This window comes from Streptomyces sichuanensis (assembly GCF_020328095.1).
Taxonomy (GTDB): domain Bacteria; phylum Actinomycetota; class Actinomycetes; order Streptomycetales; family Streptomycetaceae; genus Streptomyces; species Streptomyces cinnamoneus.
The window spans coordinates 38462-55473 of sequence record NZ_JAIXMK010000049.1 but is presented as its reverse complement, the minus strand read 5'-3'; the positions used below and the strand labels follow the sequence as shown (position 1 = coordinate 55473).

General features: G+C 72.8%; 17 protein-coding genes. 11 read left to right on the top strand and 6 right to left on the bottom strand.

The window, feature by feature from the left end:
• The first annotated feature begins 43 nt into the window (after positions 1–43).
• The 3 genes from LE181_RS16415 to LE181_RS16405 all read left to right on the top strand — a co-directional run bounded on the left by LE181_RS16415 (position 44) and on the right by LE181_RS16405 (position 2159).
• Positions 44–304 (top strand): UBP-type zinc finger domain-containing protein, encoded by a 261-nt coding sequence (locus tag LE181_RS16415; RefSeq protein WP_225662029.1) that lies wholly within the window; start codon positions 44–46, stop codon positions 302–304.
• 462 nt (positions 305–766) lie between these two features.
• A complete protein-coding gene (locus LE181_RS16410) occupies positions 767–1183 on the top strand; it encodes an ATP-binding protein (RefSeq protein WP_071962378.1) in 417 nt (138 codons plus the stop codon).
• Between the two features lie 16 nt (positions 1184–1199).
• Positions 1200–2159, top strand: coding sequence for an RNA polymerase sigma factor SigF (locus tag LE181_RS16405; protein WP_225662028.1), 960 nt, complete (start codon positions 1200–1202; stop codon positions 2157–2159).
• Between the two features lies 1 nt (position 2160).
• On the opposite strand, the gene LE181_RS16400 is transcribed toward LE181_RS16405, so the two are convergent.
• The gene (locus tag LE181_RS16400) at positions 2161–2637 is read right to left on the bottom strand and encodes a hypothetical protein (RefSeq protein ID WP_372458381.1); all 477 of its coding nucleotides are present in this window, start codon (positions 2635–2637) and stop codon (positions 2161–2163) included.
• Between the two features lie 81 nt (positions 2638–2718).
• Here LE181_RS16400 and LE181_RS16395 point away from each other — a divergent pair, with 81 nt between their 5' ends.
• Both LE181_RS16395 and LE181_RS16390 read left to right on the top strand, forming a co-directional pair.
• Positions 2719–3687 carry a diacylglycerol/lipid kinase family protein gene (locus LE181_RS16395; RefSeq protein WP_225662027.1) on the top strand — a complete coding sequence of 323 codons (969 nt, stop codon included), beginning with the start codon at positions 2719–2721 and terminating at the stop codon, positions 3685–3687.
• Positions 3688–4009: 322 nt separating this feature from the next.
• Positions 4010–4267 carry a WhiB family transcriptional regulator gene (locus tag LE181_RS16390; RefSeq protein ID WP_004937597.1) on the top strand — a complete coding sequence of 86 codons (258 nt, stop codon included), beginning with the start codon at positions 4010–4012 and terminating at the stop codon, positions 4265–4267.
• A gap of 143 nt (positions 4268–4410) precedes the next feature.
• On the opposite strand, the gene LE181_RS16385 is transcribed toward LE181_RS16390, so the two are convergent.
• The 4 genes from LE181_RS16385 to LE181_RS16370 form a co-directional block, all read right to left on the bottom strand.
• Positions 4411–5880, bottom strand: coding sequence for a sensor histidine kinase (locus LE181_RS16385; RefSeq protein WP_190111512.1), 1470 nt, complete (start codon positions 5878–5880; stop codon positions 4411–4413).
• 232 nt (positions 5881–6112) lie between these two features.
• Positions 6113–6724 carry a helix-turn-helix transcriptional regulator gene (locus tag LE181_RS16380; protein ID WP_225662026.1) on the bottom strand — a complete coding sequence of 204 codons (612 nt, stop codon included), beginning with the start codon at positions 6722–6724 and terminating at the stop codon, positions 6113–6115.
• Positions 6725–6791: 67 nt separating this feature from the next.
• Complete coding sequence (locus LE181_RS16375; RefSeq protein WP_225662025.1) at positions 6792–7976, bottom strand: LeuA family protein; 1185 nt, start codon at positions 7974–7976, stop codon at positions 6792–6794.
• 116 nt (positions 7977–8092) lie between these two features.
• Positions 8093–9982: an FAD/NAD(P)-binding protein gene (locus tag LE181_RS16370; protein ID WP_225662024.1), complete on the bottom strand. Its 1890-nt coding sequence runs from the start codon at positions 9980–9982 to the stop codon at positions 8093–8095.
• Positions 9983–10287: 305 nt separating this feature from the next.
• Here LE181_RS16370 and LE181_RS16365 point away from each other — a divergent pair, with 305 nt between their 5' ends.
• The 4 genes from LE181_RS16365 to leuD all read left to right on the top strand — a co-directional run bounded on the left by LE181_RS16365 (position 10288) and on the right by leuD (position 14123).
• On the top strand, positions 10288–10869 hold the full coding sequence (locus LE181_RS16365) for a cysteine hydrolase family protein (RefSeq protein WP_263869015.1): 582 nt from the start codon (positions 10288–10290) through the stop codon (positions 10867–10869).
• Complete coding sequence (locus tag LE181_RS16360) at positions 10866–12044, top strand: pyridoxal phosphate-dependent aminotransferase (protein ID WP_225662022.1); 1179 nt, start codon at positions 10866–10868, stop codon at positions 12042–12044. Before LE181_RS16365 ends, LE181_RS16360 begins: the two co-directional genes overlap by 4 nt.
• A gap of 67 nt (positions 12045–12111) precedes the next feature.
• Entirely contained in the window at positions 12112–13512 is a 1401-nt protein-coding gene (leuC, locus tag LE181_RS16355; RefSeq protein WP_225662021.1) for a 3-isopropylmalate dehydratase large subunit, read from the top strand.
• A gap of 23 nt (positions 13513–13535) precedes the next feature.
• Entirely contained in the window at positions 13536–14123 is a 588-nt protein-coding gene (gene leuD, locus LE181_RS16350) for a 3-isopropylmalate dehydratase small subunit (protein ID WP_225662020.1), read from the top strand.
• 75 nt (positions 14124–14198) lie between these two features.
• Here the strand turns inward: leuD and LE181_RS16345 are convergent, their stop codons facing one another.
• Complete coding sequence (locus LE181_RS16345; RefSeq protein WP_225662019.1) at positions 14199–15014, bottom strand: ArsR/SmtB family transcription factor; 816 nt, start codon at positions 15012–15014, stop codon at positions 14199–14201.
• Positions 15015–15079: 65 nt separating this feature from the next.
• Here LE181_RS16345 and LE181_RS16340 point away from each other — a divergent pair, with 65 nt between their 5' ends.
• Together LE181_RS16340 and LE181_RS16335 are read left to right on the top strand one after the other, a co-directional pair.
• The gene (locus LE181_RS16340; RefSeq protein WP_225662018.1) at positions 15080–16543 is read left to right on the top strand and encodes an MFS transporter; all 1464 of its coding nucleotides are present in this window, start codon (positions 15080–15082) and stop codon (positions 16541–16543) included.
• A gap of 34 nt (positions 16544–16577) precedes the next feature.
• Entirely contained in the window at positions 16578–16991 is a 414-nt protein-coding gene (locus LE181_RS16335; RefSeq protein ID WP_225662017.1) for a cupin domain-containing protein, read from the top strand.
• Positions 16992–17012: the final 21 nt, after the last annotated feature.

Below are 17012 nucleotides of genomic sequence, written 5' to 3'. Positions count from 1 at the left end.
GCGGTCCCCACCTGCTCTCGTCGGGCGTTCTAACCTGGCAATCATGATCGAGTGTCCTCATCTCGCGCAGCTGCCGCGCCCCGAGCCCGTGCCGCTGCACCCCACCTGTCCGGAGTGCGAGGCGGCGGGCAGCCACCCCGTGCAGCTGCGGCTGTGCCTGGAGTGCGGGCACGTGGGGTGCTGCGACTCCTCGCCGTACCGTCATGCGACGGCGCACTTCGAGGAGACGGGTCACGCGGTGATGCGCAGCTACGAGCCGGGTCAGAGCTGGCGTTGGTGCTACGTGGACCAGCACATCGTCTGAGCGAGCGGGGGCGCGGGCGGCCGGACAACACCCGTGGGAGTAGCGGAGAGTGACGGAATCGGGGGCTGCGAGGCGGGTGCGGCCCGCCACGCCGCGCCGCGCCATGCCGGGACGCCGCACCGTGACGGCGGCGGCACACACGGACAGTGAGCGACCGGCGGTGCGGACGTCGCCGCTGATGTCGGAGGAAACGCCCGGGGGCCCTTGCGGCGCTCGCGCAGAGTGACGAAAATCCCCAACAGGCCGACTTCTCTTTCGATTTGAGACCGCACGACCCTACCCACCTTCCGTACTCATGGGCTTACCATGAGTGACAGTCGTGGGCCTGCGGCGCGGAACCGCAGATCGCGATAGCGTCTCAGCCGGACCATGTGCCGCACCGGCCCGCTCCTCCTTCCCCCGAAGGCCGCGGGACCGGCGCTCCCGACAGCTCAATGAGCTTGTGCCACCTTGGAGGTGAGGGTGTCCCCAATCGCAGGCGAGCCTGGGACGACCCAGGACTTCGTGGAAGTCCGGCTGCCCGCTGCGGGTGCCTACCTGTCGGTGCTGCGGACGGCGACAGCCGGCCTCGCGGCCCGCTTGGACTTCACCCTCGACGAGATCGAGGACTTGCGCATCGCCGTCGACGAGGCGTGCGCGATCCTGCTGCAACAGGCCGTTCCCGGCTCCGTGCTCAGCTGCGTCTTCCGGCTGGTGGGCGACGCCCTGCGGGTGACCGTCTCGGCGCCCACCACGGACGGCCGCGCTCCCGAGCGCGACACGTTCGCCTGGACGGTGCTCTCCGCGCTGGCCGGTGAGGTCGACTCCACTGTCGCGGACGACCGCACGGTCAGCATCAGCCTGCACAAGAAGCGCGGCGCCGGCCCCGGGCAGCCGTGACGGAAGAGGGGGCTCCGTGAGTACTGCGTCATCGCGGGGAGTGCGTACCCCGGCCATCCCGCAGCAGCCTGCCCGGCCGCATCCGGAGGACGTCCAGCCGGACGGGCCGCCGCCGGAGGAGGGCCGGCCGGAAGAGGGCCGGGCGGGCGAGTCATCAGAGCGGGCGGACCACATGGATCAGCAGCGGCACCAGCACCGGCAGCGGCACGCGCATCCCGATCCGCACGACCGCAGCGGAGCCCGGGCCCTGTTCATGGAGCTGCGTGCGCTGCCGGACGGCTCGCCGGAGCGGGCCGAGCTGCGCAACCACCTGGTGCGGATGCACCTGCCCCTGGTGGAGCACCTGGCGCGGCGGTTCCGCAACCGCGGCGAGCCGCTCGACGACCTGACCCAGGTCGCCACGATCGGCCTGATCAAGTCCGTGGACCGCTTCGACCCGGATCGCGGGGTCGAGTTCTCCACGTACGCGACGCCCACGGTCGTCGGCGAGATCAAGCGGCACTTCCGCGACAAGGGCTGGGCGGTGCGGGTGCCGCGCCGGCTCCAGGAGCTGCGGCTGGCGCTGACGACCGCGACGGCCGAGCTGTCCCAGCGGCACGGCCGGGCCCCCACGGTCCACGAGCTGGCCGAGCACCTGGGCATCTCCGAGGAGGAGGTGCTGGAGGGGCTGGAGTCGGCCAACGCCTACAGCACGCTCTCGCTGGACGTGCCGGACACCGACGACGAGTCCCCGGCGGTCGCCGACACGCTCGGCGCCGAGGACGAGGCGCTGGAGGGCGTGGAGTACCGCGAGTCCCTCAAGCCGCTGCTGGAGGACCTGCCGCCGCGGGAGAAGAAGATCCTGCTGCTGCGCTTCTTCGGCAACATGACCCAGTCGCAGATCGCCCAGGAGGTGGGCATCTCCCAGATGCACGTCTCCCGGCTGCTGGCCCGCACGCTGGCCCAGCTCCGGGACCGGTTGCTGATCGAGGAGTGAGTCAGCTCTCGCGCGGGCCGATGCCGAGCGCCTCGGTCGCCGTGGGGTTCACCAGCAGGACGAGGGTGGCCACGGCGACCAGGGCGAGCGCCACGGCCCCCGCGACGAGCGCACCGCCGGCGTTGTAGAGCGTCCAGGCCACCGGCAGCGCCATGATCTGCGTGATCATGGCGGGGCCGCGGCTCCAGCGGCGTCGCAGCCACAGCCCGCGCGCGGCGGCCAGCGGCAGGGCGGCCAGGGCCAGCACGGTCAGCCCGCCCATCTCGGCCTGCTGGGGGCTGTCCGGGCGGCCCAGCAACCCCATGACCAGCAGATAGACGCCCGAGACGGCGAGGGCCAGCCCCTCGGCGGCGACCAGTGCGGCCGCCGCCGTCAGCCGGGCGGGCCGGGGGACGGCGGGCTCGGGGGCGGCGCTCTGCGGGGCGCTCGGCGCGGCACCCTTCCGGGCGGATTTCGAGGCGGACTGCTTGCTGCTCACCCTTGCAGGGTATCTGTCCGCAAACGTGCGGAGCCGGGCCTGGGATGGGTCGTGTACCGACAGGTAGGTAGGCTGGCGCGCATGCGTGCGCTTCTCGTGGTCAATCCGTCGGCCACCACCACCAGTGCCCGTACTCGCGATGTCCTGGTGCACGCCCTCGCGAGCGACCTCAAGCTCGACGTCGCCACCACGGAGTACCGGGGACACGCCCGGGACCTGGCGCGGCGGGCCGCCGAGAGCGGGAACATCGAGCTCGTGGTCGCCCTGGGCGGGGACGGCACGGTCAACGAGGTGGTCAACGGCCTGCTGCACGCCGGGCCGGACCCGGAGGGCCTGCCGCGGCTGGCCGTGGTGCCGGGCGGCTCGACGAACGTCTTCGCCCGGGCACTGGGCCTGCCCAACGACGTGGTCGAGGCGACGGGGGCCCTGCTGGACGCGCTGCGCGAGGGCTCCGAGCGCACGGTGGGCCTGGGCCTGGCCGGCGGCACGCCCGGCACGGACGACGAGGGCGCGCCGTCGCGCTGGTTCACCTTCTGCGCGGGCTTCGGGTTCGACGCGGGGGTCGTCGGCCGGGTGGAGCAGCAGCGCGAGCGCGGCAAGCGTTCGACGCACTCCCTGTACGTGCGACAGGCGATGCGTCAGTTCTTCGGAGAAACGAACCGCCGGAACGGCGCGATCACCCTCGAACGACCGGGCGAGGAGCCACTCCGCAATCTCGTCATGTCGATAATCTGCAACACCGCACCGTGGACGTATCTGGGGAACCGGCCGGTCTACGCGGCGCCCGAGGCGTCCTTCGACACCGCCCTTGACGTGCTGGGATTCACCAAGCTGTCGACACTGACCGCGGCCCGTTACGCCACCCAGCTGATGACGTCGACGCCGGAGCGCGGCCCGCAGGGAAAACACGCTGTGTCACTGCATGACCAGACCTCTTTCACCTTGCATTCGCAGGCTCCCCTGCCGTTCCAGATGGACGGCGACCACCTCGGAGTGCGTACGAGCGTGACGTTCACAGGCGTACGCCGTGCACTGCGTGTGATTGTGTGAGTGCTAGGGCCTAAAGTCCTTCCACTCGAACGTTTAGACTGGGTTCCACCCCCTGGAATGACGGCTGTGACCTAGCCGACACCGAGGAATCAAAAAAAACTTTCCGGAAGGGGTTGTATCCGTCGCCGAGGTTTGCGAGTCTCTTCATGGCGATCGGGACAGCCCGCCATCAAGGCTTCCCGGACAGCCCACGAACCCCCTCCTTCATTCTCTGGACCGCATCCAGCCCTGCCTGGGCGTCGGCCCTTCCCTTGCGGGGGGATTCGTGAAAGCGTTCACATTCACAAGCCACGTAGCCGTAACACGAGGAGATGGAGCAGCCATGGACTGGCGTCACAACGCCGTTTGCCGCGAGGAAGACCCCGAGCTGTTCTTCCCCATCGGCAACACCGGTCCTGCGCTGCTGCAGATCGAGGAAGCCAAGGCCGTCTGCCGCCGCTGCCCCGTCATGGAGCAGTGCCTGCAGTGGGCGCTCGAGTCCGGCCAGGACTCCGGCGTCTGGGGTGGTCTCAGCGAGGACGAGCGCCGCGCCATGAAGCGCCGCGCCGCTCGCAACCGGGCGCGCAACGCGACCGCCTGACGCACCCCTTCGGCCCCCGAGCCGCAGCGCGCAGTACCCCCCACCCGTGCGCTAAGCACAACAAAGCTTTGAGCCCCGGGCCTCTCGCAGGAGAGGCCCGGGGCTCAGTGCTTTTCCCGCCGCGACGCCGCCGGGCGAGGGCGTTACGGCTTCTCCGCCCGCACCGGGATGTCGAGCACCACGCGTGTTCCCTGCCCGGAAGCGGGCAGCATGTCGAACTTTCCGCCCAACTCCCCCTCGACCAGGGTCCGTACGATCTGCAGTCCGAGGTTGCCGGCGCGGTGCGGGTCGAAGCCCTCGGGCAGCCCCCGGCCGTCGTCCTGCACGGAGATCAGCAGCCGGGCGTCGCGCCGGGTGCCACCACGCACCGCGGTGACCTCCACCGTGCCCTGCTCCCCCGGCCCGAAGCCGTGTTCCAGGGCGTTCTGCAGCAACTCGGTCAGCACCATCGACAGCGGCGTGGCGACCTCGGCGTCGAGTATGCCGAAACGACCGGTCCGCCGGGCGGCGACCCGGCCCGGGGAGATCTCGGCGACCATGGCGAGGACGCGGTCGGCGATCTCGTCGAATTCGACCCGTTCGTCAAGGTTCTGCGACAGCGTCTCGTGGACGATCGCGATGGAACCGACCCGGCGGACCGCCTCCTCCAGCGCCTCGCGGCCCTCGGGCGAGCCGATGCGGCGGGCCTGGAGGCGGAGCAGGGCGGCCACGGTCTGCAGGTTGTTCTTCACCCGGTGATGGATCTCCCGGATGGTGGCGTCCTTGGTGATCAACTCGCGCTCGCGGCGTCGCAGTTCGGTCACGTCGCGCAACAGCACGAGCGAACCGATGTGACTGCCCTTGGGTTTGAGCGGGATGGCCCTCAGATGAATGACGCCGTCGTTGGCCTCGACCTCGAACTCCCGGGGCGCCCAGCCGCTGGCGAGCTTGGCCAGCCCCTCGTCGACCGGGGTCCGCGAGGGCGCCAACCGGGCGGTGGTCTCGCCCAGATGGTGCCCCACGAGATCGGCCGCCAGGCCCAGCCGGTGGTAGGCGGAGAGGGCGTTGGGGCTGGCGTACTGCACGATGCCGTCGGCGTCGAGCCTGATCAGCCCGTCGCCGGCGCGCGGCGAGGCGTCCATGTCGACTTGTTGACCGGGGAACGGGAAGGCCCCGGCGGCGATCATCTGGGCGAGGTCGGACGCGCTCTGCAGATAGGTGAGCTCCAGCCGGCTGGGCGTACGGACGGTCAGCAGGTTGGTGTTCCGGGCGATGACGCCCAGCACCCGCCCCTCCCGGCGGACCGGGATGGACTCGACCCGCACGGGCACCTCCTCCCGCCACTCCGGGTCGCCCTCCCGGACGATCCGGCCCTCGTCGAGCGCGGCGTCGAGCATGGGCCGGCGGCCGCGCGGCACGAGGTGGCCGACCATGTCGTCCTGGTAGGAGGTGGGACCGGTGTTGGGCCGCATCTGGGCGACCGACACGTAGCGGGTGCCGTCGAGGGTGGGCACCCACAGGACCAGGTCGGCGAAGGACAGGTCGGAGAGCAGCTGCCACTCCGAGACCAGTAGGTGCAACCACTCCAGGTCGGAGTCGTCGAGTGCGGTGTGCTGACGTACGAGGTCGTTCATGGAGGGCACGGCAGTGAGCCTACCCGGGGCGGGGTGCCCGAAAGTTTTTCCGACAGTGGTTGAACGAGCATGGACAGTGAAGAATGGTCTAGTCCACAATGCTGGCAGTGCCGCCGCCGGGCCACCGGGCCGGCCGCGCGCAGACCTCCGTTCTCCCCGCACAGGAGGGCGGAACGAGGACCGGACGCCCTCGGCCCTGACGGCGCCGGGTCCTCAGACCGGCCGGACCCCGTCACGGAGCACCGCACACTCCGTACCGCGGACCGGTCGGTGGCAGCTCCGGGCTGCGGTGCCGGACGGGTCGAGGGTCCCGTCCCGGCGCCGCGGCCCGCGGGTCCCGCGCCATGAGCACCGCCTCGATGCGGGTGCGCACGCCCAGCTTGGCCAGGGTGTGCGAGACGTGGCTCTTCACGGTCGCCGGCGTGATGGCGAGCCGCTCGGCCACTTCGGCGCTGGAGAGCCCCTGCCCGAGCAGGGCCAGGACCGTGCGCTCACGGGCCGAGAGGGTCCGCAGCAACTCCGCCCGGCGCGCCGCGGCGCCGGCTGCGGGCGGCCGGGCCGGTTCCCGGCGCAGCTCGAACAGCTCGGGCGAGATCACCACGTTCCCGGCGGCGACCGCCCGGACCGCGGCGGCCAGCCGCGGCTCGTCGGTCCCCGCCACCAGGCAGCCGCGGACGCCGAGCGCCAGGGCCCGTTCCAGCCGCGGCCGGGTCCAGCCGGAGGAGACGAGCACGACCCGCCGGCCCCGTTCGGTCAGCGCCGCGACCGCGCCGGTGACGTCCTCGTGCCGGCCGACCGCCACCACCGCCACGTCCGTACCGGCCGTCACTGTGCCGAGGCTCATCGGTCTCCCCTTTCCCGGCCTTCCCCGCCCGGTCTGTCGTTCCGTCGTTCGTTCGCCGTCCGGCCGGTCAGCTGCCGACCAGCTCGCCCGCGCCCTCGAACGTCCTGATCAGCCGCTCCTTGAGCACCGAGAGGTCCTCGCAGTCGCCGCCGACCCGCTCGGCGATGTGGACCCGGTACAGCTCGTCGATCCGCGCCTCGTCGACGGACACGCCGATCTCGTCGACCAGGTGGCGCAGCACCGCGCGGCCGGAGTGGCGGCCGATGAGGATGGAGCGCTCGCGGCCGAAGCGGGCGGGCTCGACGTACTCGTACGTGGCGGGGTTGCGCAGCAGTCCCTGCTGGTGGATGCCGGCGGCGGTGCCGAAGGCGTAGGTGCCGAAGATCGCCTTGTTGCGGGGCTCCTCCAGGCGGATCGCCTTGCGCAGGTGGGTGTAGGCGTCGTACATGGCCGCGAGGTCGATGTCGGTGTAGATGCCGAGCCGGTCGCGCTTGTAGGCGAGGAGGGCGGCGACCTCTTCCAGCGGGGTGTTGCCGGCGCGCTCGCCGATGCCGCCCAGGGTCGCCTGCACCTCGTCGGCGCCCGCCACGAGGCCGGCGACCGCGTTGGCGAGGGAGAGACCGAAGTCCTGGTGGCAGTGGGTGGCGATGCGGACGGGCGCCGGGGCCCAGGTGCGGAAGGTGCGGATGAGGTCGGCGTACTCCTCGGGGGTGAGGGCGCCGGAGGTGTCGGCGACGACGATGCAGGTGGCGCCGGCCTCGATGGCGCCCTCGGTGATGGCGCGGAGCAGGTCGTGCTCGCCGCGGCTGGCGTCCTCGATGCCGACGGAGACCTCGGCCACGCCCAGCGAGCGGGCGTAGGCGACGGCGTCGGCGACCTCGGCGACGCCCTGTTCGCGGGTGATGCCCCGCTTGTGCCGCAGGTGCATGTCGCTGCCGGTCGCCGCGACCTGCACCTGGTGGTTCTCGGTGCCGCCGGCCTCCACCGCGGTCGCGACGTCCTGGCGCACGGCGCGGGCGAAGGTGGTGAAGCGGGCCCGGGTGAGGTTCCGGGAGATCAGCTGGGCGGCCCGGAACTCGCTGGGCGAGGAGGCCGGGAAACCGGCCTCGATGTAGTCGACCCCGAGTGCCTCGATGCGCAGCGCGATGTCCAGCTTCTGCTGGGGGGTCAGCGCGTTGCCGGGGGCCTGCTCGCCGTCGCGGAGCGTCGTGTCGAACACGGAAATCCGGCGGGCCTCAGTGGTGTTCTGCATGGCTTCCTGCACTTTCTAGCCTCGCACCATGCGGTGCATGGTGACGGTCCGGTGCGTGAGTGGCGTGAGTCGCGTGAATCGCATGAATGGCTTGTGGTGCTGGTGTTCCGGCCGGGTCAGCCGAGGGCGGGCCGGCGGGCGGTGATGCCGCCGAGGGCGTGGCCGGCGATGGCGTCGGCGTCGCGGACGAAGTCGGTCCAGAAGCCCGGCCGGCTGCTGCCGCCCTGCATGAACCAGCGGGTGTGCTCGGTGGGGATCCCGAGGACGTACAGCCCGGTGTCGGGCAGGCCGTCGCGGCCCACGGGGTGGTACGGGCTGTCGGTGACGGCCACCCCGCCGGTGCGGAAGGCGTCGGGGCCCTCGCCGTTGACGTAGTCGGTCCACAGGCCCCGCTCGACGAGCCGGCGGGTCAGGGGGGCCGGGTCGTGGCGCAGGTCGGGCGAGGGGATGCGGGCGTCGATCACGGTGGTGACGGGCACGGCGGAGCCGGCCACGAAGGGGGAGGAGACGAGGAAGGCGTCCGTTGCGGGGTCGCCGGCGAAGCGGGTGTGCGGGCCGGCGATGCGCAGCAGGCCGCATTCGATCAGGGCGGCGGTCTGCCGGAGGCGGAGGCGGGGCGGGCCGGCCGCGAGGAAGGAGCTGCGGGCGCCGTACCAGCCGATGAAGTCGTCCCGGTGGGAGGCCGGTTGCAGGCCGGCGAAGTCCACGAGGGAGCGGACGAGGGCGCGGGTGTCGCGCAGCACGTCCAGGGCGGCCTTGAGCGGCGAGTCGGCGTTGCCCTGTTCGGCGTGGGCGAGGTCGTCGTCGATGGCCTGGAGGAGCTCCTTCTCGAACGCCTCGGGTCCGGGGTAGGAGCGGCCCTCGAAGGGTCGGGCCAGCGCGTCGAGGTCGAGCGGCGGCAGGTCGCCGGCCCCGTGGCGGGCCGCGATCGCGGCGACGGGGGGCGGGCCGTCCGCCGCGGCGCGCACGGCCTCGTCGGTGAACGCCGCGGCCGCCTCGGTGCAGCTCCTGCGGCGCAGGGCGGTGGCGTAGTAGACGAGCCGGGCCTCGGCCAGCAGCCAGGGCAGGACGTCGGCCCTGAAGTCCAGGGTGCCGTGCGGGCGTTCGCCGCGGACGCGGTCGGTGGTGAAGAGGAGTGGTGTGTAGGTGAAGTCGGCGTGCTTCTGGTTGCGGCCGCGGGCGGGCAGCGGCATTCCGCTGCGGGAACCGGCCACGAGGAACGGCTCGTTGCCGCTGGGCAGGTACGTCAGTCCGCCCGCGCCGTCGTCGGTGAAGCGTCCGCCGCGGCCGAGGGTGAGGCCGGCCATCACGTCGTAGAACGACAGTCCGAGGCCGAGGACGCCCACCGCGGAACCGGCCGGTATCGCCTCCAGCGGCATGTCCGCCGCGGAGTCGCCGCGAATGTAGCGCAATGCGGGGCGGGTGGCCGCGAATTCCGCCAGTTCTTTGTGCAGTCCGTGCAATTCGGGGCGGGCGTGGCCGGTGACGAGAATGACGCGGTCGGCGAACAGCGGTGTGCCGTCGGCGAATTCCAGCCGGTATCCGCCGTCGAAGGGTTCGACGTCCGTGACCGAGGCGCGCACTTCGTGCAGCGTGACGTTCGGGGGCAGTGCGGCCTTCACGGCGTCGAGGACGAAGAGCATGTAACGGCCGTGCAGGGCGCGGGGGGCGTAGCCGTTGGCGCCGGGGCAGCCGGGGTCGACGGTGCTCCACCACTGGGCGAGCGAGGGGCCGGCGCCGGGGCGGGCCGGGCCGCCGTCCGGGGGGCCGGAGAACGAGGAGACCTCGCCCGCCACGGTGTTCATCAGGAAGTGTTCGGGCTGGTCCGAGCGCCACACCCGGCCGCAGCCGACCTGGACTTCGTCGATCAGGTGCAGGTCCACGGGCCGGTCCGGCCGGTCCGCAGCCAGCCGGGCGGCCAGCCGTTCGAGGACGGAGAGGCCGCGCGGGCCGCTGCCGACCACGGCGATGCGGTACGGGACCGCGTCGGACGCGGCCGGGTCCACGGTCTCCGTAATCCCGGGGAATCGCCGGAAAACACGGTCCGTGCCAGGGTGCGTCAAAGCCATATCTCTCTCCCAAGCGATTTCTGGGGCGAGCCTACGGCCGTGCAGAATCCCCGTTCAACACCTGCTTGTTCATGCTTTTCATGAATCCTGCTCATGCACAGCCGACGGGCTTTTCCCAGGGAATCCCGGTGGTACTGTGTGCCCGCCCCGAGTTCTGCTTCAGGCAATTGGAGAAGTCCGTGGAAAACCCTGTCGGCCGGGTAATGCCCGTAGACCACTCACGGCGTCCGGCACTTCTGGTGATGGACCTCATCAACGAGATCGTGCATCCCGACGGGAAGTACGCGCAGGAGGGCTACCTGGAACAGGTGGAGCGGCGGCAGGTCCTGGAGCGGGCCGCCGAGGCCATCGCCCTGGCCCGGGCGGGCGGCGTGCCCGTGGTGTACGTCGTGGTCGGCTTCTCCCCCGGCTACCCGGAGTGGCCCGCCACCTCGCCGGTCTTCCGGGAGGCGCGCGAGGACGGGCGCATCGTGCTGGGCACCTGGGCCACCGAGGTGCACGCCTCGCTCGCGCCGGTCCCCGGCGAGCCCGTGGTGGCCAAGCACCGCCTCAGCCCGTTCCACGGCACCGAGCTGGACCGCGTCCTGCGCGCCCGGAACGTCAACACCCTCCTGCTCACCGGGGTCACCACCGACCTGGTCGTGCTGTCCACCGCCCGCGAGGGCCACGACCGCGACTACTGCGTGGAGGTCCTGGAGGACGCCACCGCCACCGCGGACGACGCGCTGCACGCGGCGGCCCTCACGGTCCTCGCCCGCACCGCGACGATCACCACCGTGCGGGAGGCGCTGGGCGCCGGCCGGGAGCGGGAGGGCGCGGCATGAGCCGGGTGGCGGCCCGGGTTTCCGGAATAGAGAATTCGGCAACGTTCGCGGTCTTCGACGCGGTGCGGGATCTGCGCGCCCGGGGCGTGCGGGTCCTCGACCTCGGCGGCGGAGAACCGGATTTCGACACTCCGGGGCATGTCGTGGCGGAGGCCACCGCGGCTCTCGCCGCCGGCGACACGCACTACACGCCGAGCCGCGGAATACCGGAACTCCTCACGGCGATATCGGAAAAGCTCGGAAAGGACAACGGCATCACCGCCGACCCGGCCCGGGACATCATTGTCACGCCGTCGGCGAAACACGCGCTTTTCATCTCGCTGATGACGCTTCTCGACCCGGGCGACGAAATCATCATTCCCACCCCGAGCTGGGTCAGCTATTCCGCGATGGCCCGCCTCGCCGGCGCCGTGCCCGTCCAGGCCGAGCTGAGTGCGGCGGACGGCTTCCGCATCAGCCGGGAGGTCCTCGCCGCGCACGTCACGGATCGCACCCGGGTCCTGCTGGTCAACACGCCCAACAACCCCACCGGGCGCGCCCTGACCGCACAGGAGGCGGCGGACATCGCCGCGTTCGCGGCCGAGCACGACCTGTTCGTCGTCGCCGACGAGATCTACGAGCACATCCGCTACGACGGCACCCCCCACATCAGCCTCGCGTCACTGCCCGGCTGCGCCGGCCGCACCCTCACGGTGAACGGGTTCTCCAAGGGCCACGCCATGACCGGCTGGCGGCTCGGCTACCTCGCGGGCCCCTCCGACGTCATCGCCGAGGCGCTCAAGGTCCAGCAGCACACGGTCGGTTGCGCCGGCTCGTTCGTCCAGCGCGGTGCCGTGGCCGCGCTCACCGGACCGCAGGGCGACGTGGCCCGGATGCGGGACGCGTACGCGGCGCGCCGGGACCTGATCACCGAGGGGCTCGACGCCCTCCCGGGGATCCGCTGCACCGCGCCGGACGGCGCGTTCTACGCCTTCGCCGACATCCGCGGCACGGGCTTCGCCGGATCCGCCGCGTTCGCCGACTGGCTGCTGCGGGAGGCGGGGGTCGCCCTCACCCCCGGCACCGCGTTCGGGCCCGGCGGCGAGGGCCACGTCCGGCTCTCCTTCGCCACCTCCCCCGCGGTGATCGGCGAGGCGCTCGACCGGATGGGCACCGCCCTGGCGCAGCGCGGCTGACCCCGGACCGTACGCGCGCGGTCCGCGCACCACCACAGGCACCACGAGACGAGGAGCGGGAAGACACATGGGTTCGACACTGGCGCAGAAGGTGTGGGACGCGCATGTCGTGCGGCAGGGCGGGAGCGGGGAGGACCTGCTCTACGTCGACCTGCAGTTGCTGCACGAGGTGAACACCCCCCAGGCGTTCGACGCGCTGCGCGCGGCGGGCCGCACCGTGCGCCGGCCCGGCCTCACCCTGGGGACCGAGGACCACAACACCCCCACCCTCGCCCTGGACCGGATCATCGCGGATCCGGCGGGCCGCCGGCAGGCGCAGCTGATGCGGGAGAACTGCGCGCAGTTCGGCATCCCCCTGCACCGCCTGGGCGATCCCGGGCAGGGCATCGTGCACGTCATCGGCCCCGAACTCGGCCTGGTGCGGCCGGGCATGACCATCGTGTGCTGCGACTCGCACACCACCACCCTCGGCGCGTTCGGCGCGCTCGCCTTCGGTATCGGCGCCAGCCAGGTGGAGCACGTGCTCGCCACGCAGACGCTGGGCATGCGGCCGCTGCGGAACATGGTGGTCGACATCCCGGGCCGGCTCCCCCAGGGCGTCACCGCCAAGGACCTGGTCCTCGCGCTGATCGCGCGCATCGGCACCGCCGGCGGCCAGGGCCACATCGTCGAGTACCGGGGCGAGGCCGTCGACGCCCTGTCGATGGAGGCCCGGATGACGTTGTGCAACATGACGGTGGAGGCGGGCTCCCGGGCCGGGATGATCGCCCCCGACGAGACCACCTTCGCCTACCTGGCGCAGCGGCCCGGGATGCCGCAGGGCGCTGCGTGGGAGGCGGAGGTGGCGTACTGGAGGAGCCTGCGCAGCGACGACGACGCGGTCTTCGACCGGTCGGTGACCCTGGACGCGAGCACCCTGAGCCCGTACGTCTCCTGGGGCACCAACCCCGCGCAGGCCGTCCCGCTGGACGGCCGGGTGCCGGCCCCCGGCGACTTCGCCGGCGAGGCCGAGCGGGCGGCGGCCGAACGGGCCCTGTCCTACATGGACCTGCGGCCCGGCACGGCGATGCGGGACGTGGCCGTCGACGCGGTCTTCCTCGGGTCCTGCACCAACGGCCGGATCGAGGACCTGCGGGCCGCGGCCGAGGTGCTGCGCGGCCGGCGGGTCGCCGACGGCCTCCACATGATGATCGTCCCCGGTTCGGCCGGGGTGCGCCGGCAGGCCGTCGACGAGGGCCTGGACCGGGTCTTCGCCGAGGCGGGCGCCGACTTCCGGGCCGGCGCGGGCTGCTCGATGTGCGCCGCGCTCAACGAGGACCGGCTGCGCCCGGGACAACGCGCCGCCTCCACCAACAACCGCAACTTCGAGGGCCGGCAGGGCAAGGGGTCGCGCACCCACATCGTCTCGCCCCCCGTCGCCGCCGCCACGGCCGTGGCCGGCCGGCTCGCCGCCCCCGCCGACCTGTGAGGGAACGACCGACAGTGACTGGCATGGAGAAGTTCACCGTCCACACCGGCACGGCGGTCCCGCTGCGCCGCAGCGACGTCGACACCGACCAGATCATCCCCGCCCGCTTCTGCGTGAGTTCGAGCAGGACCGGTCATGCCGCGTCCCTGTTCGCCGACTGGCGCGAGGACCCGGAGTTCGTCCTCAACCGTCCCGCGCACCGGGGCGCGACCGTGCTGGTGGCCGGGAACGACTTCGGTACCGGCTCCTCGCGCGAGTACGCCGTCTGGGCGCTGCAGGACTACGGCTTCAAGGCGGTCATCGCCCCGCGCTACGGCGACATCTTCCGGGGCAACTCGCTGCTCAACGGCCTGCTCACGGTCGTCGTGCCGGCCGAGGTCGTCGAGCGGCTGTGGCGGCTGATCGAGGCCGATCCGGCCGTCGGGGTCGTCGTGGACCTCGAACGGCTCGAAGTGCGCTGCGCCGGCCTCGTCCAGCCGTTCGCCCTGGACGATGACGTCCGGGCCCGGCTGCTGGCCGGGCACGACACGATCTCCGCCACCCTGCAGTACGAGGACGAGATCGCCGCCTACGAGCGGGGCCGCCGCCCCGCCCTGCCCACGACCTTCTGACCGCCGCCCCCCACGGCCGCGAGGGCCCGGACGCATCACGCGTCCGGGCCCTCGTCGTGCGTGCGGCGCCGGGTCTCAGGCGGGGACGGCCAGCCCGAAGGTGCGCAGGAGCCCGTCCGCGCCCGGCTCGGTCAGGTGCACCACGCGCGGGCTGACGCCGTAGCGCAGCCAGCCCAGGCCGAAGAGCCGGGCGGTGATCGCCGCGCCCAGGGCGCCCGCGAGGTGGTGCTGGTGCTCGCTCCAGTCCACGCAGTAGCGGATGGCCGGGCGGCGGCTCGGCAGCCGGTCGGGGTCGACGCCGAAGGAGAGGAGCTCCGCGCGGCCGCTGCCGGTGAGCCGGTAGGCGCTGTCGTGCCCGTACGCCGACGGCCGGTCGCGCACCGCCTCCTCGGGGCGGTGGACGCCGTCGTGGCCGGTGAGCACCTCGCGGTCGATCAGGGCGCGCATCAGGGCCACGCCCAGCTGCCCGGCCAGGTGGTCGTAGCAGGTCCGGGAGCGGTGCAGGGCGTTGGCGACGCTGCTCTCGCGCAGCGAAGTCACCGGCAGCGGCGGGGCGATGAGGGCGAGGGCCTCCAGCGCGCTGCTGATGTCGGGGCCCGCCAGCCGGTAGTACCGGTGGCGTCCCTCGCGGACGGCGGTGACCAGTCCCCCCTCCACGAGCTTGGCGAGGTGGGCGCTGACGGTGGGGGCGCTGACGCCCGCCTCGCGGGCCAGGGCGCCGGCGGGCAGGGCGCGGCCGTCGCAGAGGGCCTTGAGGATCCGGGCGCGGGAGGGGTCGGCGATCAGGGCGGCGGCCCTGGCGATGTCGGTCTGCCGGTGCGGGCGGGCGGCGGTCCGCCCGGCGGGCCCTTCCCCGTCGGGGGCGTCCGGCGTGCTGGTCGAGGCGCTCATGTCCCGCACCCTACGCCGACGACACTTCGGTGTCCGGCGAAGTGTCCGGGGCCGAGACTGCCGTCATGACCGTCACCGACCCCTCGGCCGAACGGCGGCCCGTCGCCGATACCGGCGGGGCGCCCGCCCGCCCGCCCCTGGCCCTCACCCCCCTGATCGCCCTGAGCCTCGGCTACTTCCTGGTGATGCTGGACGTCACGGTCGTCACCGTGGCCGTGCCGGACATCCGTTCCTCGCTGGACGCCGGCCCGTCCGCCCTGCAGTGGATCGTCGACGGCTACAGCACCCTCTTCGCCGGGCTGCTGCTGCTCGGCGGCGGCCTGGGCGACCGGCTGGGGCACCGCCGGATGTTCCTGGCGGGCCTGGCCGTCTTCACCCTCGCCTCGATCGGCTGCGGCCTCGCCGGCACCACGGCCGTGCTGGTGGCGGGCCGGCTGGCGCAGGGCGCCGGAGCCGCGTTCCTCGTCCCCGCCTCGCTCGCGCTGCTGCAGGCCACCTACCCCGACAAGGCCGTGCGCGCCCGGGCGATCGCGATCTGGGGGGCCGTCGCCTCGATCGCGTTCGGCGCCGGGCCCGTGGTCGGCGGTCTGCTGATCGCCGGGCTGGACTGGCGGGCCGTGTTCTGGCTGAACCTGCCCGTGGGCGCCCTCGCCATGGCGCTGACCCTGCGTCACCTTCCGGCCGCCACCCGCAAGCCGGCGACCCACCGCATGGACCCGGCGGGCCAGGTCCTCGGCGTCGTGGGCCTGATCGCCCTGGCCGGCGGCATCAACGAGGCCGGCTCGGCGGGCTGGGGCTCCCCCCGCGTGCTGGGCGCCTTCGCCGTGGGCGTGGTGGCCCTCGCCCTGTTCGTCGTGGTCGAACGGCGCCTGGAGGCGTCCGTGCGCCTCCGGCCGGAGGGCCGGGCGCCGCTGCTGCGCCTGTCGCTGTTCCGCACGGGCGCCTTCTCCGCCACCGCGCTGGTGGGCCTGCTCATCAGCCTCGGCTACTACGGCATGCTGTTCCTCTCCACCCTCTACTTCCAGCAGGAGCGCGGGTACGACGCCCTGACCACCGGCCTCGCCCTGCTGCCCTCGGTCTGCATGGGCCTGATCGCGGCCCCCGTCTTCGCCCGCGTCGCCGCGCGCACCGGCCCGTACGTGCCCATGACGGTGGGCCTCTTCCTGGGTGCCGCGGGGTTCCTCGGCTGGCTGCTGGCCGGCTCCGACACCCCCTACCCCGTCCTGCTGTTCGCCCTGATCGCCACCGGCCTCGGGCAGACCATGACGGCCCTCGCCTCCATGGCCGCGATCATCGAGTCGGCCCCGGCGGACGGGGCCGGCGTGGCCTCCGCGGTCTTCAACGTCTCGCGTCAGGTCGGCAGCGCGGTCGGCGTCGCCCTGTTCGGCACCCTCGTCGCCACGGCCGACCGTCTCACCGACGGCCTCCACCTCTCCGCCGCCCTCGCCACGGCGGCCTTCCTCACCGGCGGCGTCCTCGCCGTCGGCGCGCGGCGCAAGACCGCGGCCACCGCCACCACCACCGCCTAGAACCCGCCCAGAACCCGCAAGGAGCCAGCGCACCATGAGCACTACCCCCACCGACGCGCCGACCGGCCGCCCGGATGCCGGCCCCCGTCCCGCCACCGTGCTGCGCGGCCTGCTGAGCCCCGAAGGGCTCGACGCGCTCGACTGGACGACCTGGTCCGAGCCCGGCCGCGCCGGCGTCGAGGCCGTACGGCTCTACACCACGGACGGCCCCAGCCCGGCGACCGGCCTCATCAGCCGCATGGCGCCGGGCGCCCACGGCGACCTGCACGAACACCTCGGCTACGAAGCGATGTTCGTCCTCCAGGGCGAGCTGTGCGACGACAGCGGCGCCCGCTACACCACCGGCGACCTGATCGTCGTGGAGCCGGGGAGCGTGCACCAGGTGAGCACCGAGACGGGCTGCGTCGTCCTCGGCTTCCGGGACGCGCCCACCGCGCCGCTGCGCTGACGCCTTTCCCACCTGGCGTTT